Raw genomic sequence first — 24,397 nt, 5'->3', positions numbered from 1 at the left:
GCTCCTACGGGTTTGCGGTGACATGAAAAAACAAACCCTCCGCTCGCGGGGGGAAAGGGGGGCGCTGCCCCGGCTGTTCACGGAGAAGCACGGATGGTCTTTTCATCCAACGTCTTTTTGTTCCTGTTCCTGCCGATCTTCCTCGGCCTGTACTACCTGTGCCCGAATCGCGGGCGCAACCTGCTGATCCTGATCGGCAGCTACACCTTCTATGCCTGGTGGCGGGTGGACTTCCTCCTGCTGTTCGCTGCAGTGACGCTGTGGAACTACGTCTTCGGCCTGCGCATTCAGGCCCATGCCGGCACCCAGGCGGCGCGCCGCTGGGTGGTGGCCGGGGTGGTCGGCAACCTGGCCACGCTGGGTTATTTCAAGTACGCCAACTTCGGCGTGGCCAACATCAACGCCGTGCTCGAATCGATGGGGATGGAGCCCTTCGTGCTCACCTCGGTGATCCTGCCGATCGGTATCTCCTTCTATATCTTCCAGTCGATCAGCTACCTGATCGACGTGTACCGCCGCGACACCGAGCCGACGCGCAACCTGATCAACTTCGCCGCTTTCATCGCCCTGTTCCCGCAACTGATCGCCGGCCCCGTGCTGCGCTACAAGGACCTGGCCGACCAGTTCACCGACCGCACCCACAGCCTCGACAAGTTCAGCGAAGGCGCCACGCGCTTCATGCAGGGTTTCGTCAAGAAGGTGTTCATCGCCGACAGCCTGGCGCCGCTGGTAGACCACTGCTTCGCCCTGGAAAACCCCAGCACCGGCGACGCCTGGCTGGGCATGATCGCCTACACCGCGCAGCTGTACTTCGACTTCTCCGGCTACAGCGACATGGCCATTGGCCTGGGCCTGATGATGGGCTTCCGCTTCATGGAGAACTTCAACCAGCCGTATATCAGCCAGTCGATCACCGAGTTCTGGCGGCGCTGGCACATCAGCCTGTCCACCTGGCTGCGCGACTACCTTTACGTGCCCCTGGGCGGCAACCGCCACGGCACCTTCAACACCTACCGCAACCTGTTCCTGACCATGCTGCTGGGCGGCTTCTGGCACGGCGCCAACTGGACCTTCCTGATCTGGGGCGCCTGGCACGGCATGTGGCTGGCCATCGAGCGGGCCATGGGCGTAAAGGCTGCGCCGACCCTGTTCAACCCGCTGAAATGGGCCTTCACCCTGCTGCTGGTGATGCTCGGCTGGGTGATCTTCCGCGCTGAGAACCTGGAGGTGGCCGGGCGCATGTACGCCGCCCTGTTCGCCTTCGGCGACTGGCACCTGAGCGAGCTGACGCAGGCGCATATCACCGGGCTGCAGATGGCAACTCTGGCGCTGGCGTGGGTGGTGATCGCGGTCAACGGCGCGCGCCAGTTCCTCGCCAGCCGCGGCCATGAGCCGGGCCTGACCCTGGCCAGTGCCGGCGTCGCCCTGCAGGCCATCGACCTGCGCATGGTGGCCCTGCGCGGCGCCCTGCTGGTGCTGTTCTGCGTGTCGCTGCTCAAGCTCTCGGCGCAGAGCTACTCCCCCTTCCTCTACTTCCAGTTCTGAGCGGAGGCCAAGCATGAATCGCCCCATCAAGACTCTCTATGTCGTGCTGTTCGCCCTGCTGCTGTTGCCGGTCAGCCTGCTCGCCCTGAGCAAGCTCGCCGATTACCACCTGCCGGCGCAGCCGAGCGTGCTCGACGGCGGCCTGGCCAAGAGCGTCGAGCGCCACTACGACGAGAACTTCCCGCTCAAGCAGGCCGGCATCAACCTCTGGGCAGCCGCGGAATACCTGCTCTTCGGGGAAGGCCGCAGCGGCCTGGTGATCGGCGAGGACGGCTGGCTGTATTCGGACGAAGAGTTCGACCCGGTGGCCGACGGCCAGCGCCAGATGCGCGACAACCTGGCCCTGATCCGCGGCGTGCAGCGCCAGCTGGAAGAACGCGATGTCCAGCTGCTGCTGGCCATTGTCCCGGCCAAGACCCGACTGTATCCGGAGCACACCGGCAGCCATCGTCCCAGCGCGCTGCAGCGCAGCCTGTACCCGCGCTTCCACCATGCGGTGCGCAATGCCGGGATCGCCGCGCCGGATTTGCTCGAGCCGCTGCAGGCGGCCAAGGACCAGGCGCCGGTGTTCCTGCGCACCGATACCCACTGGACCCCGGAAGGCGCCGACGTCACTGCCAAGGCGCTGAGCGAAGTGGTGCGCAGCGCCATCCAGCTGCGTGGTGAGCCGCAACAGTTCGTCACCGAGACCGTGGAAACCCGCGCGCACCAGGGCGATCTGACCCGCTTCCTGCCGCTGGCCCCCTTGTTCGAAAGCCTGATGCCGCAGGCCGATCGCCTGCAGCAGCGCGAAACCCATGCCGCCGAAGGTGGCGGCGACGACCTGTTCGGCGACAGCGACCTGCCGGTGACGCTGGTCGGCACCAGCTACAGCGCCAACCCGGCCTGGAACTTCGCCGGCGCTCTGCGCCAGCACCTGCAGCGCGACCTGGCCAACCACGCCGAGGAAGGCGGCGGCCCGCTGGTGCCGATGCTCAAGTACCTGCAGAGCGAGGAATTCGAGAACAACCCACCGCAGCTGGTGATCTGGGAATTCCCCGAGCGCTACCTGCCGATGACCAGCGATTTCACCGATTTCGACCCGCAATGGCTCGCCACTCTTAAAGACGGCGGCGAGCGCCAGGGGCTGGCTGCCGCCAGTCACTGATTCATCCCCCAAGGAGGACTATCCGATGACCAATAAAACCACTCTACGCCGCTTCACTCTGGGCGCCTGCGCCCTGGCTCTGGGCCTCGGCATGATCCAGGCACAGGCCGATGACGGCGCCCTCTATGGGCCCAAAGCGCCCAAGGGCTCGGCCTTCGTCCGCGCCTACAACGCCAGCAGCGCCGAGCTCGACGTCAGCGTCGGCCAGACCCAGCTCAAGCAAATCTCGCCGCTGGGTTCGAGCGACTTCAAGTTCCTCCCGGCGGGCAGCTATCAGGCTCAGGTCGGCAACTCGCAGATGCCGGTGGACCTGGAACCCGAGCATTACTACACCCTGGTCAGCCAGACCGGCGACAAGCCGCGCCTGGTCGAGGAGCCGCCCTTCACCAGCCGCCAGAAAGCCCTGCTGCGCGTGCAGAACCTGAGCGACAGCACCCTGAGCGTGAAGACCGCTGACGGCAAGACTGCCGTGGTCGCCGACGTGAAGCCGGACGGCCGTGGCGACCGCGAGATCAACCCGGTCAAGGTCGGCCTGGCGCTGTTCGACGGCGAGCGCAAGGTCGCCGACCTGAAGCCGGTCACCCTGGAACGCGGCGAGGTGGTCAGCCTGTTCGTCACCGGTGGCCAGGGCAAGTTTTCGCCGGTGTGGGTCAAGCGCCCCATCGACGGTTGATGCAGTGAATGGATTTTCTAGAACAAGGAAAACGGCGGGTACACGTCGCACCGACACGACACGGGCAAACCACTTGATCAATCGTTCAGGAGAGACACAACCATGACCCCCATCATCCTTTCCGGTGGCAGCGGCTCGCGACTCTGGCCTCTTTCGCGCAAGCTGTATCCCAAGCAGTTTCTCGCCCTGACCGGTGAGCGGACGCTGTTCCAGCAGACCCTGCAACGCCTTTCCATCGAGGGCATGCAGCCGCCGGTGCTGGTGTCCAACCAGGAGCACCGTTTCATCGTGCTCGAACAGCTGGAGCAGATCGACCAGCAGGCGCAGATGCTGCTGCTCGAACCCTTCGGCCGCAATACCGCGCCGGCCGTGGCCATGGCCGCCCTGCAACTGATCGCCGAGGGCCGTGACGAGCTGATGCTGGTGCTGCCGGCCGACCACGTGCTGGACGATCAGCAGGCCTTCCGCCAGGCCCTGGCGCTGGCCACCGTGGCCGCGGAAAAAGGCGAGATGGTGCTGTTCGGCGTACCGGCCAACCGCCCGGAAACCGGCTACGGCTACATCCGCGGCCAGGCCGACGGCACCCTGCCCGATGGCGTGGCACGCGTTGCCAATTTCGTCGAGAAACCCGATGCCAAACGTGCCACCGAGTACGTGAAGAGCGGCGACTACTACTGGAACAGCGGCATGTTCCTGTTCCGCGCCAGCCGCTTCCTCGAAGAGCTCAAGCATCACGACGTGGACATCTACGACACCTGCCTGCTGGCGCTGGAACGCAGCCAGCGCGAGGGCACGCAGATCGTCATCGACCCGGCCACCTTCGCTTGCTGCCCGGACAACTCCATCGACTACGCGGTGATGGAAAAGACCAGCCGCGCCTGCGTGGTACCGCTGGCCGCCGGCTGGAACGATGTCGGCAGTTGGTCGTCGATCTGGGAAGTGCACGACAAGGACGAGGCCGGCAACGTCACCAAGGGCGACGTGGTGGTCGAGGACAGCCGCAACTGCCTGATCCACGGTAACGGCAAGCTGGTCTCGGTACTCGGCCTGGACGACATCGTCGTCGTGGAAACCAAGGACGCCATGATGGTGGCGCACAAGGACCGCGTGCAGGACGTCAAGAAACTGGTCGGCAAGCTCGACGAGCAGGGCCGCTGCGAGACCCAGAACCACTGCGAAGTCTACCGCCCGTGGGGCTCGTACGACTCGGTGGACATGGGCGGCCGTTTCCAGGTCAAGCACATCACCGTCAAGCCCGGCGCGCAGCTCTCCTTGCAGATGCACCACCACCGTGCCGAGCACTGGATCGTGGTATCCGGCACCGCCAAGGTGACCTGCGACGACCAGGAGTTCCTGCTCACCGAAAACCAGTCCACCTACATCCCGATGACCTCGGTGCACCGCCTCTCCAACCCAGGCAAGATCCCGCTGGAGATCATCGAAGTGCAGTCCGGCACCTACCTGGGCGAGGACGATATCGAGCGTCTGGAAGACGTCTATGGCCGCAGCGATGCCGTGACCGTGCGCGCCGCGAGCTAGCACCCGTAGCAATCGCGGACAAGTCCGCTCCCACGGGTGCCAGGGCCTACACAGGTGGCTGACAGCACTCAGGTAGTGGGAGCGGACTTGTCCGCGAAGCTCTCTTAGTGGCTGACAACCTGCTCAACCGCAAATCCGGGGCATACGCAGTGAGCTCCCCTCTCCCATTTATGGGAGAGGGGTTGGGGGAGAGGGCAGAAGACGCCCACGGCATTGAAGGCTCTGCTTTCCCCGCCTCCCCTTCCCGCCAGGCGAAGGAAGCTGTCACACCCTGCGACAGCCCACGCGGTTACCCTGACCTGACACCTTGTGTAGGATGAGCGCAGACTTTGCAAAGGGCTGCCCTCATGCTGTTCGGTGTCGTACTCGTCATCACCTGGTTGATCCTGCTGATCCGCTACCCGACAAAGGCTCTGCCGGTGTCCATGGCCGCTCTGGTCGGTCTCGGCCTGGTGGCCACCTGGGTGATCTGGCAGGAAAGCCAGGACGAACGCTACCTCGCCCATCTCGAACTGCGCCTGAGCTACGACCCGCAGCGCTGCCCAGGCGACCGCCCGCTGGCCATCAACCTGAAGAACGGCAGCGATGCCGCCCTGCTGGAACTGCGCTGGGAAGTCGCCGCCTACCGCCCCGGCAATGCCACCAACCTGGCCCAGCGCCTGTATGAATCGCCGCGCTACAGTGGCCCGGGCGAGCTGCTGCCTGACGCCAGCTGGAGCGACTGCATGCCGCTGCCTGACCTACGCAGCGGCTATCGCCCGGCTACGCTGGAGTTTCGCGCCGAGCGCCTGCAGGGCAAGTTCGTCCGATGATCCGTAGGAGCGAGCTCTGCTCGCGAAGCTTCTCGCGTTAACCGCGTTCGCGAGCAGAGCTCGCTCCTACAATCCCATGTACAACCTGACCTCCATCGCCAAACCAGGAACCCCGCCATGTCCCAGCCCAGCGTCCTGATCACCGGTTGTTCCAGCGGCATCGGCCGCGCCCTGGCCGATGTATTCAAGGCCGCCGGCTACGCCGTATGGGCCACCGCGCGCAAGGACGGCGACCTCGCAGCGCTGGCCGAGGCCGGTTTTCACGCCGTGGCGCTCGACGTCAACGACGCCGATGCGGCGCAGCGCCTGGCCGAGCGTCTGGAGAGCGAGATCGGCGGCCTCGACGTTCTGATCAACAACGCCGGCTACGGCGCCATGGGCCCGCTGCTCGACGGCGGCGTGGAGGCCATGCGCAAGCAGTTCGAAACCAATGTGTTTTCCATCGTCGGCGTCACCCGCGCCTTCTTCCCGCTGCTGCGCCGCAGCCGCGGCCTGGTGGTCAATATCGGCAGCGTTTCCGCGCTGCTGGTCACGCCTTTCGCCGGTGCCTATTGCGCCTCCAAGGCCGCAGTGCACGCCCTGAGCGATGCCCTGCGCATGGAACTGGCGCCCTTCTCCATCGAGGTGATGGAGGTGCAGCCGGGCGCCATCGCTTCCAGTTTCGGCGCCAGCGCCAGCCAGCAGGCCGAGTCGCTGATCCGCCAGGACTCGCCCTGGTGGCCGCTGCGTGAAGGCATCCGCGCTCGCGCCAACGCTTCGCAGGACAACCCGACCCCGTCCAGCGACTTCGCCGCGCAACTGCTGTCCGCCGTGCAGCGTGACAAACGCCCGCGCCTGCTGCGCCTGGGCAATGGCAGCCGCGCCCTGCCATTGCTCGCCACCCTGCTGCCCAAGGCGCTGCTCGAACGCGTGCTGCGCAAACGCTTCGGCCTGGTGCAAAACCTGTGAACCAGGGCCTGCACCTGCGCTACTACGCGGCGGCCGGGGTGGTCGCGGCCATCGCGCTGAACCTGCTGCTGCGTACCTTCGTACGCCTGGGCGGCGTGTTCACCACCCTGCTGATCGCCGCGGCCATCGCCGCCGGCCTGGCGCTGGTGTTTCACTGGCGAAGCGGGCGCGCGCCGAGCAACGCCGAACGCTGGCGCTTCACCCTGCTCTATGGCGGAGTACTTGGGCTGCTCTATCTGGGTTTACTGGGCATGATGTACCTGCAGGACACGCCCAGCCCCATGGGCCTGTTTCTATTCAGCCTGCATTACCTGTGCTATCCCGTGCTGGCCTGGCTGGCCTTTTCGCCACGCCATGGCCGCTGATCTTCTCGTCAGGATGACTTCGCCGTGCTGCATACCCTCGCCGTCGCCAATTACCGCTCGATCAACAGCCTGATCCTGCCGCTGGGCCGGCTCAACCTGATCACCGGCGCCAACGGCAGCGGCAAATCCAATCTCTACCGCGCCCTGCGCCTGCTGGCGGAAACCGCCCAGGGCGGCGTGGTCAACGCGCTGGCGCGCGAAGGTGGGCTGGAGTCGAGTTTCTGGGCCGGGCCGGAGAAAATTTCCCGGCGCATGCTCAAAGGAGATGTTCCGGTGCAGGGCGGCCCACGGCAGAATGCCATGCGTCTGCGCCTGGGTTTTGCCGGTGATGATTTCGGCTATGCCATTGCCCTCGGCCTGCCCGAGCCGAGCACCTCGGCCTTTTACCTCGACCCGGAAATCAAGCGCGAGTGCATCTGGGCCAGCGCCAGCTATCGCCCGGCCTCGCTGCTGGTAGATCGCGCCGGGCCCATGGTCAGGCTGCGTGAGGGGCGCGACTGGCAGGTCCTGGCCCAGCACGTGCCGAACTACGACAGCCTGATCGACCAGATCGGCAACGACCCGAACTGCCCGGAGGTATTCCAGCTGCGTGAAGCCATCCGCCGCTGGCGCTTCTACGATCACTTTCGCAGCGATGCCGATGCCCCGGCGCGCCAGCCGAAGCTCGGCACGCGCACACCGGTGCTGCACCACGACGGCCGCGATCTCGCCGCCGCGCTGCAGACCATCCGCGAAATCGGCGACCGCGCCGCGCTGGATGCCGCCATCGAAGACGCCTTTCCCGGCAGTCGCCTGCATATCGACTTCCAGTTGGGCGGACGCTTCGTCGTCGAGCTGCATCAGCAGGGGCTGTTGCGCCCCCTGAGCGCCGCCGAGCTGTCCGACGGCACGTTGCGCTACCTGCTGCTGGTGGCCGCCCTGCTCACGCCGCGACCACCGTCATTGATGGTGCTCAACGAACCGGAAACCAGCCTGCACCCGGACCTGCTGCCGGCACTTGGTCGCCTGATCATCGCTGCCTCTCGAAATACTCAGGTGTGGGTCGTGTCCCACGCCAGCCGGCTGATCGCCACGCTCAAGGAAAGCCCCGAATGCAACACCCTGGAGCTGGACAAGCAGCTCGGCCAGACCTGCATCCGCGGCCAGGGCATGCTGGACGAGCCGGCCTGGCATTGGCCGGATTGAATCAACAATAGTGGGAGGCGCTTTAGCGGCGAGCTTTAGAAGTCGCGGCTACAGCCGCATCGGTGCGGGAGTTCGATCGATGCTGGGAAACTCCTTCCCACGCCCCCCACTGCCACGTAGCCCGGATGAAATCCGGGGACGTTTATCAGCGCTTTCGCGGCTGAAGCGGAATGCCGCCCAGCCGCTCCTATAGCCGCAATCGAACTCAAAGCCCTTCCAGATAGCGCTCGACATCCAGCGCCGCCATGCAGCCGGCACCGGCCGAGGTGATCGCCTGGCGATAGATCGAGTCGGCCACGTCACCGGCGGCGAACACGCCAGGGATGCTGGTCGCGGTGGCATTGCCCTCGCGCCCGCCGTTGACCACCAGGTAGCCATCCTTCAGCGCCAGCTGGCCTTCGAACAGGCTGGTATTGGGCGTATGGCCGATGGCGACGAACAGGCCGTCCACCTTCAGCTCGCGATAAGCGCCGCCGTACTGCTTCAGGCGCACGCCGGTGACGCCGCTGGCATCGCCCAGCACTTCGTCGACCTCGGCTTCGAGCTGCAACTCGATCCTGCCCTCTGCCACGCGCTGCTGCAGCTTGTTCTGCAGGATCTTCTCGGCACGAAAGGCGTTGCGCCGATGGATCAGCGTGACCTTACTGGCGATATTGGCCAGGTACAGCGCCTCCTCCACCGCCGTGTTGCCGCCGCCGACTACCGCCACCTCGCGGCCACGATAGAAGAAACCATCGCAGGTCGCACACGCCGAAACGCCACGGCCCATGAACGCCTCCTCGCTGGGCAGACCCAGGTAACGCGCGCTGGCGCCGGTGGCGATGATCAGCGCGTCGCAAGTGTAGGTGGTGCTGTCGCCGACCAGGGTGAACGGTTTTCCGGCCAGGTCCACGGCATTGATGTGGTCGAAGACGATCTCGGTCTCGAAACGCTCGGCATGCTCCTGCATGCGCTGCATCAGCGCCGGCCCGGTCAGCCCATGCGGGTCGCCCGGCCAGTTGTCCACCTCGGTGGTGGTGGTCAGCTGACCGCCCGCCTGGATGCCGGTGATCAGCAGCGGCTTCAGGTTGGCCCGCGCGGCATAGACCGCAGCGCTGTAACCGGCGGGGCCGGAACCCAGGATGATGACGCGGGCGTGACGAACGACAGACATCGCTAACTCCTCGCCGGCCAGGGCCGGCAGGCCAGATAAAAAGGGGCTCTCGAAGCACTAGGGGAAGGCTTGAAGGGTGAGAGCCCCACGAAACAGGAACTGCGTGCAAGGCTATCCAGGCCGCCCGGGAAGCGGAAATATCCATTGCCAATTTGACGGATAGAATCCGCCTATTGCCGCCAGAATCGCAGCGCACCCGGCCGCTGAACTTTCGCCGCGCCAGCGAAGTCGGTATGGTCGCGCGCATCCACCACTCAGGAGACCCTCATGCCCGCCGCCCCCGTCCTCTCCGGCCCGCAATACCTGCGCGAAGGCCTGAAGCTGGTCCTCAGCCCCGGCCTGCGCCTGTTCGTGCTCCTGCCGCTGATGGCCAATCTGATCCTGTTCGCCACCATGATCGGCTTCGCCGTGCAGCAGTTCAGCGGCTGGGTCGACACCTTCATGCCCACGCTGCCGAGCTGGCTGAGCTTCCTGCAGTACATCCTCTGGCCGCTGTTCGTGGTGCTGGTGCTGCTGATGGTGTTCTTCACCTTCACCCTGCTGGCCAACATCATCGCTGCGCCGTTCAACGGCTTTCTCGCGGAAAAGGTCGAGGTGGTGGCGCGCGGCGAGGATCACTTCCCGCCGTTCAGCTGGGGCGAGCTGGCGGCGATGGTGCCACGCACCATGGGCCGCGAGATGCGCAAGCTGGCCTACTTCCTGCCGCGCGCCATCGGCCTGCTGATCCTCAGTTTCATCCCGGTGGTGAACCTGGTCGCTGCACCGCTGTGGTTGCTGTTCGGCGTTTGGATGATGGCCGTGCAGTACATCGACTATCCGGCGGACAACAACAAGATGAGCTGGCAGGACATGCTCGCCTGGCTGCGCGAGAAGCGCTGGCAGAGCCTGAGCTTCGGTGGCATCACTTACGCCGCGCTGCTGGTGCCGGGGTTGAATATCCTGATGATGCCGGCCGCCGTGGCCGGTGCGACGCTGTTCTGGGTACGCGAGCGCGGCTAGCCGCGCCCCATCACAAAATCGCAATCCAACCGTCACAGTTGTTACATCGCACAGGCGGAGACTGCGTACATGAACGCACAGTCTCTGCATGTCGCCCTGATCAGCGAAACCTTCCCCCCTGAAATCAATGGCGTGGCCAATACCCTCGGCCGCCTGGTCGACGGCCTGCGCAATCGCGGCCATCGCGTGCAACTGATACGGCCGCGCCAGGACACCGATCAGCAATCTACGGCCGATGCTGACCTGCTGCTGACCCGTGGCTGGCCGCTGCCCGGTTATCCTGGCCTGCAATGGGGCCAGTCGTCGCTGCACAAGCTGCTCAGGCGCTGGCAGCGGCAACGCCCCGACGTGCTCTATATCGCCACCGAAGGTCCTCTGGGCTTCTCTGCCCTGCGCGCCGCCAGGCGCCTGGCAATTCCGGTGGTCAGCGGCTTTCACACCAACTTCCAGCAGTACACCGGGCACTACGGCTTCGGCCTCCTGACGCGGGCGATGACCAACTACCTGCGCTGGTTCCACAACCGCACGCAGTTGACCCTGGTGCCGAGTATCGGCCAGCAGGTGGATCTCGAGCGCCGTGATTTCGAACGCCTGGCCCTGCTCGCGCGCGGCGTCGACAGCCAGCTGTTCCACCCGCGCAGGCGCAGCGACGAACTGCGCGCAAGCTGGGGCCTGGCGCCGGATGACCTGGCGGTACTGCATGTCGGTCGCCTGGCGGCAGAGAAGAACCTCGGCCTGCTGGTCAAGGCCTTTCACGCCTTGCAGCAGGCGCACCCGCAACGGCGCATTCGCCTGATTCTGGTCGGCGACGGGCCGCAGCGCGCCAGCCTCCAGACGCAGTTGCCGGACGCACTGTTCTGCGGGCTGCAACGTGGTGAGACGCTGGCCACGCACTACGCGTCAGGCGACCTGTTCCTGTTTCCCAGCCTCTCGGAAACCTTCGGTAACGTGGTGCTCGAAGCCCTGGCCTCGAGCCTCGGCGTGGTGGCCTACGATCAGGCGGCAGCTGCCCAGCATATCCACCACGGGCACAATGGCATGCTCGCCCGCCCGGGCGACGAAGTCGGTTTCTGCGAAGCGGCCTGTGGCCTGCTGGAAGATGCAGAAGTGCTGCGGCACATCCGCCTCAATGCCCGCCGCCACGCCGGCCACCTCAGCTGGGACGGCATCGTGGAGCAGTTCGAGCAGCATCTGCACAGCGTGATCCAGCCTACGCCACAACGTGCAGGGCCGGCCGGGATGGTCGATGCAGCAGTGCGCAGCAAGCCCTTACCCTGAGCGTATCGACTGAATCCACCCGCGCGTTGCAAAGCAGAAAGCATTTGCGGTCAAGACCGCTCCCACAACGCACCCGACAGACCTGACATCTCTGGGAACAGGCTTTCGTGGGAGCGGACTTGTCCGCGAAAATGCAGCAAGCCCTGAATCTAAGCGTATCGACTGAATCCACCTTCGCGTTGCAAAGCAGAAAGCATTTGCGGTCAAGACCGCTCCCACAACGCACCCGACAGACCTGACATCTCTGGGAACAGGCTTCGTGGGAGCGGACTTGTCCGCGAAAACGCAGCAAGCCCTGAATCTAAGCGTATCGACTGAATCCACCCGCGCGTTGCAAAGCAGAAGAGCATTCGCGGTCAAGACCGCTCCCACAGCGTACCCGACAGATCTGACACCTCTGGAAACAGGCTTTCGTGGGAGCGGACTTGTCCGCGAAAAATCATAAAAAAGCCCCGATGTGCCGGGGCTGGAAACGGGGCGTCGGATCACAACGCCCGGCAGAAACCAACTCAGACCAGTGACGTCAGCGCCTCGCGGCTGAACGGCAGGATGTCCTGCTCGCGGCCTTCGCGTACCTTCAGTGCCCAGTCCGGGTCGACCAGCAGCGCGCGGCCCACGGCGACCAGGTCGAACTCTTCGTTGTTGAGGCGCTCGAGCAGGTTCTCGATGCTGGCAGGCTCGGCCACCTTGTCGGTCTTGACCATGAATTGCAGGAACTCGCCATCCAGGCCGACGCTGCCGACGGTGATGGTCGGCTTGCCGGTGAGCTTGCGCGTCCACCCTGCCAGGTTGAGGTCGCTGCCTTCGAACTCCGGCTCCCAGAAGCGGCGGGTCGAGCAATGGAAAATGTCCACACCGGCATCGGACAGCGGCTTGAGGAAGGCTTCCAGTTGTTCCGGGGTCTGCACCAAGCGCGCAGTGTAGTCCTGCTGCTTCCACTGCGAGTAACGCAGGATGATCGGGAAGTCCGGGCCGACCGCCGCGCGCACGGCCTGGATCAGCTCGATGGCGAAACGCGAACGCGCCGCCAGATCGCCACCGTACTGGTCAGTGCGCTGGTTGCTGCCGTCCCAGAAAAACTGGTCGATCAGATAGCCGTGGGCGCCGTGGATCTCCACACCGTCCATGCCGATGGCCTTAGCGTCGCGCGCGGCCTGGGCGAAAGCGGCGATCACCTCGTCGATATCGGCCTGGGTCATGCCATGCACCACCACCTTGTCGTCCTTGACCTTCTCCATCGGGCCATAGCCCGGCACGCTGGCGTCCGGCTCGGTGCCCAGACGACGCACGTTACCCACGTGCCAGAGCTGCGGGACGATCTTGCCGCCTTCGGCATGCACCGCATCGACCACCTGCTTCCAGCCGGCCAGGGCGTCTTCGCCGTAGAAACGCGGCACGTTCGGGTAGCCATTGGCCGCCTTGTGGCCGACCGTGGTGCCCTCGGTGACGATCAGGCCCACGCCTGCGGCAGCGCGGCGACGGTAGTACTCGACAACCTTGGCATTGGGCACGCCACCGGGCGAGAAGGAGCGAGTCATCGGCGCCATGACCACACGGGTCGGCAGCTCCAGGTTACCGAGGCGGAACGGGGCGAACAGGGCTTGAACGGGAGCGCTCATCATCTTTCCTCTGAGGTTGAAGGGTAATCAGGCCTGCAGCAAACGCTCCAGGCGGGTGACGAAAGCTTCCAGCGGCTGCAGGTTGCGGCCCACCTTGAGGCGGGCGAGCACGCCCTGCCAGGCGTCGCTGATAAAGGTGGCGAGGTTCTCGCAGTCCTCGTCGGCCGGCAGTTCACCGGCGGCCTGCGCCTGTTCCAGACAGTCGCGCAGGATATCCACCGATGCCTGCTGGATAGCCGCGACCTCGGCGCCGATCGCCGGGAGCATCTCGCTCATCTCGAAACTCAGACTGCCGATGAAGCAGTGGTACTGCGGCGTCTCCTGCCGGGCGAAGTGCGCCAGCAGGTCGCGGTAATAGCCGAGGATGCGCGTACGCGGGCTCAGCGCCGGGTCGTTCAAGGCCTGGGCGTAACGCGCCAGGCGCGGCCCGTAGATGAAGGTCAGTGCCTGCAGGGCAAAGTCTTCCTTGCTGGCGAAATAGTGATAGAAGCTGCCCTTGGGAATCCCGGCCGCCTGGACGATTTCCAGCACGCCGGTACCGTGATAACCGCGCCGGGTCATCACCGCGGAGCCTTTGCTGAGGATCAGGTCGCGCTTGTCGAGTCGAATACTGTTCATGGCGCCGAGCATATGACCGGTCGTCTCGCTCGGCACAGCACTATTGATATTGGTGATTAACACCTAGAACAGCTAAGTAATGTGGGAGCGGACTTGTTTGCGAGTTTTTTAACCTTGCGCACAAGTCCGCTTCAACTATCAGGGCTGCAGCCAGATCAGCGAAGCGAAACGCCCGGTACGAGCGCTGCGGCGATAGGAATAGAAACGCGGGTCAGTGTAGGTACACAGCCCGCCACCGCTGACGGCGGTCACACCGATGGCAGCCAGGCGAATACGCGCCAGCTGGTAGATATCGGCCATGAACTTGCCGGCATTGACGCTGGGCATGAATGCACCGGCAGCCTCGGCATGCTGCCTCACGAATGCCTCACGCACCTCGCCGCCCACCTCGAATGCAGCCGGCCCAATAGCCGGGCCGAGCCAGACCAGGAGCTCCTGCGGTGCAACGTCCAGTGCCTTGACGGTCGCCTCCAGCACACCACCGGCCAGCCCGCGCCAGCCGGCATGGGCCGCCGCCACGCGAGTACCGGCGCGGTCGCAGAACAATGCCGGCAGGCAATCCGCGGTCATTGCCGTGCAGGCGATGCCGGGTTTGTCGGTCCAGTTACCATCGGCCTCGATGACCACGGCAGGATCGGCTGGCGCCACGACGATGCCATGCACCTGACGCAGCCAGGCTGGCTGGCAACCGAGCACATCGACCAGATGGGCACGGTTGCTCGCCACCGCAGCCGGATCGCCCTCGACATGATCGCCGAGGTTGAAGGTATCGAACGGCGCGACGCTGACACCGCCGCTACGCGTGGTCACGCAGGCACGCACGTTGACCGGGGCTGGCCAGTCGGGCGTCAACCAGTCGTGCGCGTTCACCCGACGAAGGCCTCGCGATCCTGACGCAACAGGGTCAGCAGCCAGACCAGATCATCCGGCAGCGCCGACTCCCATTTCATACGCTTGCCGGTGGCCGGGTGGTCCAGCTCCAGGAAGCGCGCATGCAGGGCCTGGCGCGGAAACTCCTTGAGGCTCTGCACCAGGCTCTGGCTGGCCGCCGGCGGAATGCGAAAGCGCCCGGCATACACCGGGTCGCCCACCAGCGGATAACCCACGTGGCTCATATGTACGCGAATCTGGTGGGTACGCCCGGTTTCCAGCTTGACCCGCACATGGGTGTGCGAACGGTAGCGCTCCAGCACGCGGTAGTGACTGATCGCCGGCTTGCCGCCATCGGTCACCGCCATGCGCTGGCGCTGGCTGGAGCTGCGGCCGATCGGCGCATCGATGGTGCCGCCGGCGGTGATCACGCCGATGCAGATGCATTCATAGATGCGGCTGACGCTGCGTTTCTGCAGCTGCTCGACCAGGTTGGTCTGCGCCTGCAGGGTCTTGGCCACCACCATCAGGCCGGTGGTGTCCTTGTCCAGACGGTGGACGATGCCGGCACGCGGCACGTTGACGATGTCCGGCACATGATGCAGCAGCGCGTTGAGCAGAGTACCGTCGGCATGCCCGGCCGCCGGATGCACCACCAGGCCTGCGGGTTTGTCGATCACCAGCAGGTGTTCGTCTTCATAGACGATATTCAGCTCGATGTCCTGCGCCACCCACTCGCCCTGCGCTTCCTGCTCGGCGTCCAGCGCCAGGGTCGAGCCGGCGTGCACGGTGTCGCGCGGACGTGCCACGGCGCCATCGACGGTCAGCCGACCTTCCTTGATCCAGGTGGAAAGACGCGAACGGGAGTACTCGCCAAACAGCTGCGCAGCCACCTGGTCGAGGCGTTGACCGCCCTGTTCGAAGGGGACGACGGCTTGAAGTTGAATAAGCTGTTTGTCTATAGAAGTCATGTTCGGCAACGGCGGGAGCCTGGCCTTTGGTTTCGGCGACAGGCTTGTGGTTAAATACGGCGTCTTTGCCCCAGGGTTTTCCGGGGGCGCTCATCATAACAGGACGGCCGCGCGGCCGTCACAGGGACGCAAGCCGCCATGCAAGTGAAACACCTGCTGCTGATCGCCATCCTCGCCCTTACCGCCGCCTGCTCTTCCAAGCAGCCGGAGGTCGATGAAAACCTCAGCGAGGTGGAGCTGTACCAGCAGGCCCAGGCCGACCTGGACAACCGCAGCTACACCCAGGCCATTTCCAAGCTCAAGGCGCTGGAATCGCGCTACCCGTTCGGTCGTTATGCCGAGCAGGCGCAGCTGGAGCTGATCTACGCCTACTACAAGAATGCTGAACCGGAAGCTGCCAAGTCTTCCGCCGAGCGTTTCATCCGCCTGCACCCGCAGCACGCCAACGTCGACTACGCCTACTACCTCAAGGGCCTGGCCTCGTTCGACCAGGACCGCGGCCTGCTGGCGCGCTTCCTGCCGCTGGACATGACCAAGCGTGACCCAGGCGCCGCGCGCGACTCCTACAACGAGTTCGCCCAGCTCACCAGCCGCTACCCGACCAGCCGCTACGCCCCGGACGCCAAGCAGCGCATGATCTACCTGCGCAACCTGCTGGCTGCCTACGAAGTACACGTTGGCCACTACTATCTGACCCGTCAGGCCTATGTCGCCGCCGCCAACCGTGGCCGCTACGTGGTGGAGAACTTCCAGGAAACCCCGGCGGTCGGTGACGGACTGGCGATCATGACCGAGGCCTACCAGCGTCTGTCCATGGACGACCTGGCTGCCACCAGCCTGGAAACCCTCAAGCTCAATTACCCTGACCACCCGTCGCTGGAAAGCGGCGAATTCGTCCCGCGTGAAGAAGAAGCCGACAACCGTTCCTGGCTGGCCAAGGCCACCCTGGGCCTGATCGAAACCGACACGCCGCTGCCGCCGGGCGAAACCCGCGCCAGCCAGGACGTGATCCGCCAGTACGAAGACGCGGAGCAACAGATTCCAGCCGAACTGCAGCAGGACGCCAAAACCGGCGAAACCGCGAAGAAGCGTTCGATCTGGAGCTACCTGACCTTCGGTCTGTTCGACTGATCGCAGCGTTATTGATAAGGGAGGCCACGGCCTCCCTTTTTATTGCCTGGCGTTTCTGTCGCCCGTTCCCGGCATGGGGCGCCCTTGAGGCCAGCCATCCAGCTCGGAAACAGCGCACAGGCTGCCACGCCGATACTGTGCCGATGCACTCGGCTTGGCTAAACTGCCGGCTTTGAACGAACAAAAGAGCACGATATGGGTCTTTTTCGCCTGCTGTTCTGGGTCGCCGTCATCTTCGCCGCGATCTGGATCTGGCGCCGCTACATCAGCAAACCTGAACGCACTCGTCCCACCGAAGGCGCCGCCGCCCCAATGGTGCGCTGCGCTCACTGCGGCGTGCATGTGCCCAAGCCTCAGGCCCTGAGCCATGATCAGCAGTGGTATTGCAGCCAGGCCCATCTGCAACAAGGCCCGCACGCCGGTGACCGCTGAGTTCAGCCTGCAAGGCGGAATTCAGGGGCGGCGCATCCTCAGGCTCTATCATTTCTATCGTCTGAGCATCGGTCTGGCGCTGATCCTGCTGATCTCCAGCAACCTCGATGAACAGTTTCTGGATGTCGTGCATATCGAGCTGTTTCGGACCGGCAGCTGGGTCTACCTGATCCTCAATATCTTCATCGCCGTGCTGGTGCAAAAGCCCAAGCACCTGATGCAGCTGTTCAGCCTGGCGCTGGTGGACGTGATTTTCCTCTCCGCGCTGTTCTACGCGGCCGGCGGCACGCCCAGCGGCATCGGCAACCTGCTGGTGGTGGCGGTGGCCATCGCCAACATCCTGCTGCGCGGCCGCGTCGGCCTGCTGATCGCCGCCATCGCCGCCATCGCACTGATCTACCTGACCTTCTATCTCAGCCTCAGCCGCCCCGCCGCTGCCGCCCAATACGTGCAGGCCGGTGCCCTCGGCGCGCTGTGCTTCGCCGGCGCGCTATTCATCCAAGGCATCACCCGCCGCCTGCAGGTCAGCGAAAGCCTAGCCGAGCAGCGCGCGGCCGACGTCGCCAACCTGGAAGAACTCAACGAGCAGATCCTGCAGCGCATGCGCACCGGCATCCTGGTGCTCGACACCCAGCATCGGGTGCTGCTGGCCAACCAGGGCGCCACGCAATTGCTGGGGCGCGGCGAGCTCAGCGGCAAGATCATCGACCCGCACTGCCCCGAGCTGGTCAAGCGCCTGCAACAATGGCTGCACAACCCGACCCTGCGTCCGGACAGCCTGCAGGCGCAGGTCGATGGCCCGATGCTGCAACCCAGCTTCATTTCCCTGCAGCGCGGCGAGCAGCAGCACATCCTGGTGTTTCTCGACGACATCTCGCAGATCGCCCAGCAGGCGCAACAGCTCAAACTGGCGTCATTGGGCCGCCTGACCGCCGGCATCGCCCACGAGATCCGCAACCCGCTCGGCGCGATCAGCCATGCCGCGCAGTTGCTGCAGGAGTCGGAAGACCTGCAGGGGCCGGACCAGCGTCTGGCGCAGATCATTCAGGATCACTCCAAGCGCATGAACCTGGTGATCGAGAACGTCTTGCAGCTGTCGCGTCGGCGCCAGGCCGAGCCACAACTGCTGGACCTGAAGTACTGGCTGCACCGTTTTGCCAGCGAGTTCCGCAGTTCGGCACCGACTGACCGGCAGATCCACCTGGAAACCCAGGGTGGCAGCCTGCAAACGCGCATGGACCCGCACCAGCTGACTCAGGTGCTGACCAACCTGGTGCAGAACGGCTTGCGCTACAGCGCGCAGAAACACCGACTCGGGCAGGTCTGGCTGCGCCTGTTCCGTGACGAGGCCAGCGACCTGCCGGTGCTGGAGATTCTCGACGACGGGCCCGGCGTGCCGCCCGAGCAGGAACAGCACATCTTCGAGCCCTTCTACACCACCGAGAACAAGGGCACCGGCCTCGGCCTGTATATCTCCCGCGAGCTGTGCCAGAGCAACCAGGCCCGCCTCGACTATAAAACTCGTGAAGGCGGCGGCAGCTGCTTCCGCATCACCTTCGCCCATCCGCGCAAACTGAGCTGAACATGAACCGTCAGAGAGCCCTGATCGTCGACGACGAACCCGATATCCGCGAGCTGCTGGAAATCACCCTCGGACGCATGAAGCTGGACACGCGTAGTGCCCGCAACGTCAAGGAAGCGCGCGAGTGGCTGGCGCGCGAGCCCTTCGACCTGTGCCTGACCGACATGCGCCTGCCCGACGGCACCGGCCTGGATCTGGTGCAGCACATCCAGCAGCGCCACCCGCAGGTGCCGGTGGCGATGATCACCGCCTACGGCAGCCTGGATACCGCGATCAACTCGCTCAAGGCCGGCGCCTTCGACTTCCTCACCAAACCGGTGGACCTCGGCCGTCTGCGCGAGCTGGTCGCCACCGCTTTGCGCATTCGCTCCCCGGAGGGCGAGGAAACCCCGGTCGACAGCCGCCTGCTCGGTGACTCGCCGCCGATGAAGTCGCTGCGCAAACAGATCCAGAAGCTTTCGCGCAGCCAGGCGCCGGTCTACATCAGCGGCGAATCGGGCAGCGGCAAGGAATTGGTGGCCCGCCTGATCCATGAACAGGGCCCACGCATCGAACAGCCATTCGTGCCGGTTAACTGCGGCGCCATTCCCTCGGAACTGATGGAAAGCGAGTTCTTCGGCCACAAGAAAGGCAGCTTCACCGGCGCCATCGAAGACAAGCAGGGCCTGTTCCAGGCCGCCAATGGCGGCACGCTGTTCCTCGACGAAGTGGCCGACCTGCCGCTGCCGATGCAGGTCAAACTTCTGCGCGCGATTCAGGAAAAGGCAGTGCGCGCCGTTGGTGGCCAGCAGGAAGTGGTGGTCGATGTGCGCATCCTCTGCGCCACTCACAAGGATCTGGCTGCCGAAGTCGCCGCCGGGCGTTTCCGCCAGGACCTCTACTACCGCCTCAACGTCATCGAACTGCGCGTGCCGCCGCTGCGCGAGCGCCGCGAAGACATCGCGCAACTGGCCGAGGTGATGCTCGCGCGCCTGGCCGAAGGCACCGGCCTGGCTGCCGCCAAATTGCACGCCGATGCGTTGGAGAAGCTGAAGAACTACCGCTTCCCGGGCAACGTGCGCGAGCTGGAAAACATGCTCGAGCGCGCCTACACCCTCTGCGAGGACGATCAGATCACGCCCGGCGACCTGCGCCTGGCCGACGCTAGCGGGCCGAGCACCGAAGGCGGCGAAGCCAGCCTGGCGCAGATCGACAACCTCGAGGATTACCTCGAGGAGATCGAGCGCAAGCTGATCATGCAGGCACTGGAAGAGACGCGCTGGAATCGCACGGCCGCGGCCCAGCGCCTGGGCCTGACCTTTCGCTCGATGCGCTATCGCCTGAAGAAACTGGGCATCGATTGACGCCCTCTCCAGACTATTGCCCCAACCGCCCCGCCGGAGCATAAGGCGCCGGATCTATGATCGGCTCGCGGCCGAGCATCAGGTCGACTAGCAGCTGGCATGACGCCGGCGCCAGCACCAAACCATTGCGGAAATGCCCGCAGTTGAGCCACAAGCCGGGATGCGAAGGCAGCTCGCCGATAAAAGGAATGCCTTCCGGCGAGCCGGGCCGCAAACCGGCCCAGTGCCCTACCACTTCGGCGTCCTTGAGCGCAGGCAACAACTCCTCGGCCGAAGCCTTGAGGCTGGCCAGCGCGGTGTCGGTCGGCGTCTTGTCGAACCCGGCGTACTCCAGCGTGCTGCCAACCAGAATATGACCGTCGCGCCGCGGGATCGCATAACGCCCCTTGGCCAGCACCATACTCGGCAAAAAGTCCTCGGCGCACTTGTAGAGAATCATCTGCCCCTTCACCGGCTCGACTGGCAACTCCAGCCCCAACGTCTCGAGCAACTCGCCACTCCAGGCGCCGGCAGCAAGCACCACGCGATCAGCGCGAATCTCGCCGCCGGTCGTAGTCACGCCTCGAATCCGCCCGCCGTCCTGAACAAACCCGGTGACCGGGCAATGCTCACGCAACTCCACATTCGGCATGGCCGCCAGAGCTGCCCTCAACGCCTTGACCAAACGCGGGTTACGCACATTGGCCACACCCGGCATATGAACGGCGCGTTCGAAACCGCTGCCCAGCACATGCACATCCCGATAAGCCTCGGCAATATCCACCGAGTAAAGCGGACGTCCCTCACGCTGCGCCCAGACCAGGGCCTCGGCCTCATCATCCAGATCCAGCCAATACAACCCGGTGACATGCACCTCAGGATCGACGCCCGTCTCCGCCAGCAAGCGCTGAGCGAATCCCGGATAGAAATCCTGCGACCAATGCGCCAACGCCGTCACTGCCGCGCTGTAGCGCCAAGGATACAACGGAGAAACGATACCGCCGCCGGCCCAGGAGGATTCGGCGCCGGCGTGGCCACGCTCTACAAGTCTCACTCGTTTCCCGGCCACCGCAAATTGATAAGCCGATAAAAGTCCAATAGCTCCGCCGCCAACAATGATCACATCCACCACCACAACACACCTCACCCGTGGATGACCGACCTTGACAACAAAGCCTCGCGAGCTAAACAGAAAAGGTAGGCCAGGAGGCCGTCAATCATAAGGCAAAGGGACTTGAAGAATGAATCGAGATCAACATAACGCGTACAGTCTGGTGGAGTTGCTGGTTACCCTAACCCTGCTCGGCATCCTCTTCAGCTTCGCCATCCCCAGCTTCAGCAAGCTCCTGCAGGACAACCGCGACGAAGCTCTGCGCAACCTACTCCATAGCCAACTCCAGCAAACCCGCGCACAAGCCGTCATCAATAATCGACAGTACCGGCTATGCGGTTCCAGCGATGGCATCACTTGTAATGGTGACTGGACGGCCCACTGGCTGATTACCACAGCTACCCCCTCCCAGCTTCATCATCTGCAAAAATTACCTGCGAATAACGGTGTGTGCTGGCACGGCTTCAGCAGAGACATCCGTTACCAGCCAAACGGCACCACCAAAACCAGCAACGGCCGTTTCGGCCTATGTCGAGACGGAAAAACGATCTGGGCGCTGACAATCAATCGCCAGGGACGAGTTCGCGATTCTAGTGCCGAAACGCACCAAGGTTGTTGCTGAACCAACCATACCGATACTTGAACCACTCATCGCCCTTACAGCAGACACACGCAAGTTAGCTGGGCAATATCCCGCTGTCCTAATGTCCAGAGTTAACAACCATGCCTTATGCCAAGGACAGAAAGCTGCTCACCAAACGGCCAACAATATATAAAGGGGTGAGCGGTTTCACCTTGATCGAGCTTATGGTCACACTCACCGTATTGGCCATATTCATCTCCATCGCGGTACCGTCGTTCGGCCGCCTAATCGAAAACAACAGGGTAACGGCCACGGCCAATGAATTTCACGCCCTGCTGATCTCCGCCCGCAGCGACGCTGTGACCAAACGTACCAGCATCACCGTAAGCCAGAGCAGCAATGTTTGGAGCAGCGGCGAGCGCAGCATGGAAGTGCCCGCCAGCGTAGCCGTCACTCCCAACGAAACCAGCATCGTCTTCAACCCAAACGGCACGGCCACACCATCCAGCACCGTCTTCAAAAATAGCGACGACAGCCTCTCTCTCACCGTCTCTACCCAAGCAGCTGGGTTCATCAGGAAGGTTCAGGATTGAGCATGAACAGAGCGCACGACACTCGCGGCTTCAGCATGATTGAAGTCCTCGTCACCATCCTTCTGATCAGCATCGGTGTTCTGGGCCTCGTCGCCCTGCAAGGCCGCACCATCGCCTACACTCAGGACTCCGCCCTGCGCAACGCTGCCGCCATTCTTGCCGATGATTTGCAGGAAATGCTGCGCGCCGACCTCGACGAGGTCATCGTCAATGGACTCCCTCGCGGGTCGTCCGCCTATTACAAAGCCGCAGATGCCGACTTCCCTACCCCCGCGGACGACTGTACCTCGCTGGCCAACGCCAGCGCTTCGCAGCGGCTTGGCTGCTGGGCAGAGAAAGTCAAAACGAGCCTGCCAGGCGCGGAAGACTTGATGAACAGCGAATTCCACATCTGCCGATCCAAGACAGCCGGCTCCTGCACGGTAGACGGCTCCGCCATCGAGATTCAGCTCGCGTGGGCTGTCAAGGGGGGAGAGTGTTTGGATGGTAGTGATAACAACTACTGCACCTACGCTGTGCGCGCGGAGTTCTGAGCATGTTCCCAATACGTTCCCGAAACCAGCGCGGCCTGTCCCTGGTCGAGCTGCTGGTGGCTATGGCTATCAGCAGCTTCCTGATCCTGGGTGTTACCCAGATCTACCTCGATAACAAGCGTAACTACCTCTACCAGCAAGGCCAGGGTGAAAACCTGGAAAATGGTCGCTTCGCCCTGATGCTAATCGACGAGCGCCTCGCCAAGGCCGGTTACCGGCGCAATCCTGCACTACCGATGGACATGGCGTTCCCCGCCGACCCCAGCAGTGATTGCACCTTCGCTGCCGGGCAGGCCGTAGTCCGCATGGATGCCACAACCTTATGCCTGCGCTACCAGCCCAGGGATGAGGACGAGATCAACTGCGAGGGCAACACCTTCAGCGGTAGCAGCGATCTGAACAAACCTTACGACAACGACGGTGCAGTTGACTTCAACACCAGCGAGATCATAGTCGAGAAACTCACCCTGGAAGACGGCACATTTGCATGCAACGACCAAGAGCTGGTCAGCAACATCGAGGATCTTTACTTCGACTACGGCGTAAATGACGACCTCTATGCGCTGCAAGTCGACACCTACACCGCTACCCCCGATGCCGGTGACATCATCCGTAGCGTACGCTACTCCGTGCTGCTTGCCGCCACGCCAGGCAACCTGACCCAGGGTGTCGAGAGCAAGGTCTGTAGCAATTCGGACAACGATGATGAAATCGGCGACTGGGAAAACCTTACCGGACACTCGCTCGACTGCGAAACCGGTAGGCTCTATCAAATGGTAAGCGGCAGTTCGACCCTGAGGAACCTGATGCCATGAGTGCCTTCCCCTATCACCATCAGCGTGGCGCCGTACTGGTAATCGCCCTAGTCATGCTGCTGATCATCACTCTGCTGGGCATCGGCAGTATGCGCGAAGTCATGCTGGAAAGCCGTATCACCGGTAACCTGATCGAGCAGAAGAAGCTGCGCAATGCCGCGGAGTCGGCCCAACGCGAAGCAGAAAGGCGCATAGGCAGTGCAGAGGCCATCGAAGACTGCGGCGTGGACAGCTCAATACCGTGCTACCACGGCAAGGCCGATGACTACGACTACGACTTCTCTGCCGCAGAGAGCTACAGCGGCCTTGATGGAGTCACCGTTCAGGAGCGCGAAGCCCGCTGGTATATCCGCTTCATTGGCGGTCCCTATGGTCCTAGCGGTGGGGGCATCAATGACGCCGGCAACGCTGGCGGCGCCTTGGCTGGCATAGAGACGGCGGAATCGGGAAGCAGCTTCTTCTACGAAGTCAACGCACAAGCTTACAAGGGTGGTGATGAAGGCGAAGAAGGCACCTGCATCGCTTCCACGCTCTGCCTGACTTCGACCACTTTGCTGATTAAGAAATGAGTCG

The 24,397-nt window shown here is 63.8% G+C and carries 25 protein-coding genes; 19 read left to right on the top strand and 6 right to left on the bottom strand.

Translation table 11 applies throughout. The features are described 5' to 3' along the window. The first annotated feature begins 93 nt into the window (after positions 1-93). The 8 genes from P3C50_RS18620 (at position 94) to P3C50_RS18585 (ending at position 8,214) form a co-directional block, all read left to right on the top strand. Positions 94-1,545, top strand: coding sequence for an MBOAT family O-acyltransferase (locus P3C50_RS18620; protein WP_275547093.1), 1,452 nt, complete (start codon positions 94-96; stop codon positions 1,543-1,545). Positions 1,546-1,558: 13 nt separating this feature from the next. Beyond that, entirely contained in the window at positions 1,559-2,692 is a 1,134-nt protein-coding gene (locus tag P3C50_RS18615; RefSeq protein WP_275547092.1) for an alginate O-acetyltransferase, read from the top strand. A gap of 25 nt (positions 2,693-2,717) precedes the next feature. Further along, positions 2,718-3,365, top strand: coding sequence for an alginate O-acetyltransferase AlgF (locus P3C50_RS18610; RefSeq protein ID WP_275547091.1), 648 nt, complete (start codon positions 2,718-2,720; stop codon positions 3,363-3,365). A 102-nt stretch (positions 3,366-3,467) separates the two neighbouring features. Continuing rightward, positions 3,468-4,904, top strand: a complete 1,437-nt coding sequence (locus P3C50_RS18605; RefSeq protein WP_197857381.1) for a mannose-1-phosphate guanylyltransferase/mannose-6-phosphate isomerase — start codon at positions 3,468-3,470, stop codon at positions 4,902-4,904. Between the two features lie 347 nt (positions 4,905-5,251). Continuing rightward, a complete protein-coding gene (locus P3C50_RS18600; protein WP_275547090.1) occupies positions 5,252-5,716 on the top strand; it encodes a multidrug transporter in 465 nt (154 codons plus the stop codon). Between the two features lie 117 nt (positions 5,717-5,833). After that, entirely contained in the window at positions 5,834-6,664 is an 831-nt protein-coding gene (locus P3C50_RS18595; protein WP_197857383.1) for an SDR family oxidoreductase, read from the top strand. Further along, positions 6,661-7,029 (top strand): hypothetical protein, encoded by a 369-nt coding sequence (locus P3C50_RS18590; protein ID WP_275547089.1) that lies wholly within the window; start codon positions 6,661-6,663, stop codon positions 7,027-7,029. Before P3C50_RS18595 ends, P3C50_RS18590 begins: the two co-directional genes overlap by 4 nt. Positions 7,030-7,053: 24 nt before the next feature. After that, positions 7,054-8,214, top strand: a complete 1,161-nt coding sequence (locus P3C50_RS18585; RefSeq protein ID WP_275547088.1) for an AAA family ATPase — start codon at positions 7,054-7,056, stop codon at positions 8,212-8,214. Positions 8,215-8,419: 205 nt separating this feature from the next. On the opposite strand, the gene trxB is transcribed toward P3C50_RS18585, so the two are convergent. Further along, the gene (trxB, locus tag P3C50_RS18580; RefSeq protein ID WP_275547087.1) at positions 8,420-9,367 is read right to left on the bottom strand and encodes a thioredoxin-disulfide reductase; all 948 of its coding nucleotides are present in this window, start codon (positions 9,365-9,367) and stop codon (positions 8,420-8,422) included. Positions 9,368-9,634: 267 nt separating this feature from the next. Between trxB and cysZ the strand changes: the two genes are divergently transcribed. Then, the gene (gene cysZ, locus P3C50_RS18575; RefSeq protein ID WP_275547086.1) at positions 9,635-10,366 is read left to right on the top strand and encodes a sulfate transporter CysZ; all 732 of its coding nucleotides are present in this window, start codon (positions 9,635-9,637) and stop codon (positions 10,364-10,366) included. 69 nt (positions 10,367-10,435) lie between these two features. Further along, the gene (locus tag P3C50_RS18570; RefSeq protein ID WP_275547085.1) at positions 10,436-11,644 is read left to right on the top strand and encodes a glycosyltransferase family 4 protein; all 1,209 of its coding nucleotides are present in this window, start codon (positions 10,436-10,438) and stop codon (positions 11,642-11,644) included. Positions 11,645-12,153: 509 nt separating this feature from the next. Here the strand turns inward: P3C50_RS18570 and P3C50_RS18565 are convergent. The 4 genes from P3C50_RS18565 to rluD all read right to left on the bottom strand — a co-directional run bounded on the left by P3C50_RS18565 (position 12,154) and on the right by rluD (position 15,722). Further along, positions 12,154-13,263 carry an NADH:flavin oxidoreductase gene (locus tag P3C50_RS18565; protein WP_275547084.1) on the bottom strand — a complete coding sequence of 370 codons (1,110 nt, stop codon included), beginning with the start codon at positions 13,261-13,263 and terminating at the stop codon, positions 12,154-12,156. 27 nt (positions 13,264-13,290) lie between these two features. Then, on the bottom strand, positions 13,291-13,881 hold the full coding sequence (locus P3C50_RS18560; protein ID WP_275547083.1) for a TetR/AcrR family transcriptional regulator: 591 nt from the start codon (positions 13,879-13,881) through the stop codon (positions 13,291-13,293). Between the two features lie 138 nt (positions 13,882-14,019). Then, positions 14,020-14,751 (bottom strand): peptidoglycan editing factor PgeF, encoded by a 732-nt coding sequence (gene pgeF, locus P3C50_RS18555; RefSeq protein WP_275547082.1) that lies wholly within the window; start codon positions 14,749-14,751, stop codon positions 14,020-14,022. Then, positions 14,748-15,722 (bottom strand): 23S rRNA pseudouridine(1911/1915/1917) synthase RluD, encoded by a 975-nt coding sequence (rluD, locus tag P3C50_RS18550; RefSeq protein ID WP_275547081.1) that lies wholly within the window; start codon positions 15,720-15,722, stop codon positions 14,748-14,750. The genes pgeF and rluD overlap by 4 nt, the downstream gene beginning before the upstream one ends. Positions 15,723-15,860: 138 nt before the next feature. On the opposite strand from rluD, the gene P3C50_RS18545 reads away from it, so the two are divergent. The 4 genes from P3C50_RS18545 to P3C50_RS18530 all read left to right on the top strand — a co-directional run bounded on the left by P3C50_RS18545 (position 15,861) and on the right by P3C50_RS18530 (position 20,210). Continuing rightward, positions 15,861-16,853, top strand: coding sequence for an outer membrane protein assembly factor BamD (locus tag P3C50_RS18545; RefSeq protein ID WP_197857397.1), 993 nt, complete (start codon positions 15,861-15,863; stop codon positions 16,851-16,853). A 195-nt stretch (positions 16,854-17,048) separates the two neighbouring features. Continuing rightward, positions 17,049-17,285: a PP0621 family protein gene (locus P3C50_RS18540; RefSeq protein ID WP_197857400.1), complete on the top strand. Its 237-nt coding sequence runs from the start codon at positions 17,049-17,051 to the stop codon at positions 17,283-17,285. Continuing rightward, positions 17,275-18,867: a two-component system sensor histidine kinase NtrB gene (locus P3C50_RS18535; RefSeq protein WP_275547150.1), complete on the top strand. Its 1,593-nt coding sequence runs from the start codon at positions 17,275-17,277 to the stop codon at positions 18,865-18,867. The genes P3C50_RS18540 and P3C50_RS18535 overlap by 11 nt, the downstream gene beginning before the upstream one ends. A 2-nt stretch (positions 18,868-18,869) precedes the next feature. After that, positions 18,870-20,210, top strand: coding sequence for a sigma-54-dependent transcriptional regulator (locus P3C50_RS18530; RefSeq protein WP_275547080.1), 1,341 nt, complete (start codon positions 18,870-18,872; stop codon positions 20,208-20,210). A gap of 13 nt (positions 20,211-20,223) precedes the next feature. Here the strand turns inward: P3C50_RS18530 and thiO are convergent, their stop codons facing one another. Continuing rightward, a complete protein-coding gene (thiO, locus tag P3C50_RS18525; protein ID WP_275547079.1) occupies positions 20,224-21,324 on the bottom strand; it encodes a glycine oxidase ThiO in 1,101 nt (366 codons plus the stop codon). A gap of 106 nt (positions 21,325-21,430) precedes the next feature. Here thiO and P3C50_RS18520 point away from each other — a divergent pair, with 106 nt between their 5' ends. The 5 genes from P3C50_RS18520 to P3C50_RS18500 all read left to right on the top strand — a co-directional run bounded on the left by P3C50_RS18520 (position 21,431) and on the right by P3C50_RS18500 (position 24,393). Further along, a complete protein-coding gene (locus P3C50_RS18520) occupies positions 21,431-21,922 on the top strand; it encodes a GspH/FimT family pseudopilin (protein WP_275547078.1) in 492 nt (163 codons plus the stop codon). Positions 21,923-22,023: 101 nt separating this feature from the next. Further along, a complete protein-coding gene (locus P3C50_RS18515) occupies positions 22,024-22,476 on the top strand; it encodes a GspH/FimT family pseudopilin (RefSeq protein WP_275547077.1) in 453 nt (150 codons plus the stop codon). Between the two features lie 2 nt (positions 22,477-22,478). Next, entirely contained in the window at positions 22,479-23,009 is a 531-nt protein-coding gene (gene pilV / locus P3C50_RS18510; RefSeq protein WP_275547076.1) for a type IV pilus modification protein PilV, read from the top strand. A 2-nt stretch (positions 23,010-23,011) separates the two neighbouring features. Further along, on the top strand, positions 23,012-23,824 hold the full coding sequence (locus P3C50_RS18505; protein ID WP_275547075.1) for a prepilin-type N-terminal cleavage/methylation domain-containing protein: 813 nt from the start codon (positions 23,012-23,014) through the stop codon (positions 23,822-23,824). Continuing rightward, the gene (locus tag P3C50_RS18500) at positions 23,821-24,393 is read left to right on the top strand and encodes a pilus assembly PilX family protein (protein WP_275547074.1); all 573 of its coding nucleotides are present in this window, start codon (positions 23,821-23,823) and stop codon (positions 24,391-24,393) included. Before P3C50_RS18505 ends, P3C50_RS18500 begins: the two co-directional genes overlap by 4 nt. Positions 24,394-24,397 lie beyond the last annotated feature (4 nt).

The organism is Pseudomonas sp. Marseille-Q0931, from assembly GCF_940789645.1.
GTDB lineage: Bacteria > Pseudomonadota > Gammaproteobacteria > Pseudomonadales > Pseudomonadaceae > Aquipseudomonas.
This window is presented reverse-complemented; position numbering and strand designations above follow the sequence as displayed.

Bases quoted from the DNA above. Each gene is read 5' to 3' on its own strand.
- P3C50_RS18595 (WP_197857383.1), top strand. From the start codon at position 5,834: ATGTCCCAGCCCAGCGTCCTGATCACCGGTTGTTCCAGCGGCATCGGC.
- P3C50_RS18565 (WP_275547084.1), bottom strand. From the start codon at position 13,263: ATGAGCGCTCCCGTTCAAGCCCTGTTCGCCCCGTTCCGCCTCGGTAAC.
- cysZ (WP_275547086.1), top strand. From the start codon at position 9,635: ATGCCCGCCGCCCCCGTCCTCTCCGGCCCGCAATACCTGCGCGAAGGC.
- trxB (WP_275547087.1), bottom strand. From the start codon at position 9,367: ATGTCTGTCGTTCGTCACGCCCGCGTCATCATCCTGGGTTCCGGCCCC.
- P3C50_RS18500 (WP_275547074.1), top strand. From the start codon at position 23,821: ATGAGTGCCTTCCCCTATCACCATCAGCGTGGCGCCGTACTGGTAATC.
- P3C50_RS18605 (WP_197857381.1), top strand. From the start codon at position 3,468: ATGACCCCCATCATCCTTTCCGGTGGCAGCGGCTCGCGACTCTGGCCT.
- P3C50_RS18540 (WP_197857400.1), top strand. From the start codon at position 17,049: ATGGGTCTTTTTCGCCTGCTGTTCTGGGTCGCCGTCATCTTCGCCGCG.
- P3C50_RS18615 (WP_275547092.1), top strand. From the start codon at position 1,559: ATGAATCGCCCCATCAAGACTCTCTATGTCGTGCTGTTCGCCCTGCTG.
- pilV (WP_275547076.1), top strand. From the start codon at position 22,479: ATGAACAGAGCGCACGACACTCGCGGCTTCAGCATGATTGAAGTCCTC.
- P3C50_RS18620 (WP_275547093.1), top strand. From the start codon at position 94: ATGGTCTTTTCATCCAACGTCTTTTTGTTCCTGTTCCTGCCGATCTTC.
- P3C50_RS18610 (WP_275547091.1), top strand. From the start codon at position 2,718: ATGACCAATAAAACCACTCTACGCCGCTTCACTCTGGGCGCCTGCGCC.
- P3C50_RS18600 (WP_275547090.1), top strand. From the start codon at position 5,252: ATGCTGTTCGGTGTCGTACTCGTCATCACCTGGTTGATCCTGCTGATC.
- rluD (WP_275547081.1), bottom strand. From the start codon at position 15,722: ATGACTTCTATAGACAAACAGCTTATTCAACTTCAAGCCGTCGTCCCC.
- P3C50_RS18505 (WP_275547075.1), top strand. From the start codon at position 23,012: ATGTTCCCAATACGTTCCCGAAACCAGCGCGGCCTGTCCCTGGTCGAG.
- P3C50_RS18560 (WP_275547083.1), bottom strand. From the start codon at position 13,881: ATGAACAGTATTCGACTCGACAAGCGCGACCTGATCCTCAGCAAAGGC.
- P3C50_RS18515 (WP_275547077.1), top strand. From the start codon at position 22,024: ATGCCTTATGCCAAGGACAGAAAGCTGCTCACCAAACGGCCAACAATA.
- P3C50_RS18570 (WP_275547085.1), top strand. From the start codon at position 10,436: ATGAACGCACAGTCTCTGCATGTCGCCCTGATCAGCGAAACCTTCCCC.
- P3C50_RS18520 (WP_275547078.1), top strand. From the start codon at position 21,431: ATGAATCGAGATCAACATAACGCGTACAGTCTGGTGGAGTTGCTGGTT.
- P3C50_RS18545 (WP_197857397.1), top strand. From the start codon at position 15,861: ATGCAAGTGAAACACCTGCTGCTGATCGCCATCCTCGCCCTTACCGCC.
- P3C50_RS18530 (WP_275547080.1), top strand. From the start codon at position 18,870: ATGAACCGTCAGAGAGCCCTGATCGTCGACGACGAACCCGATATCCGC.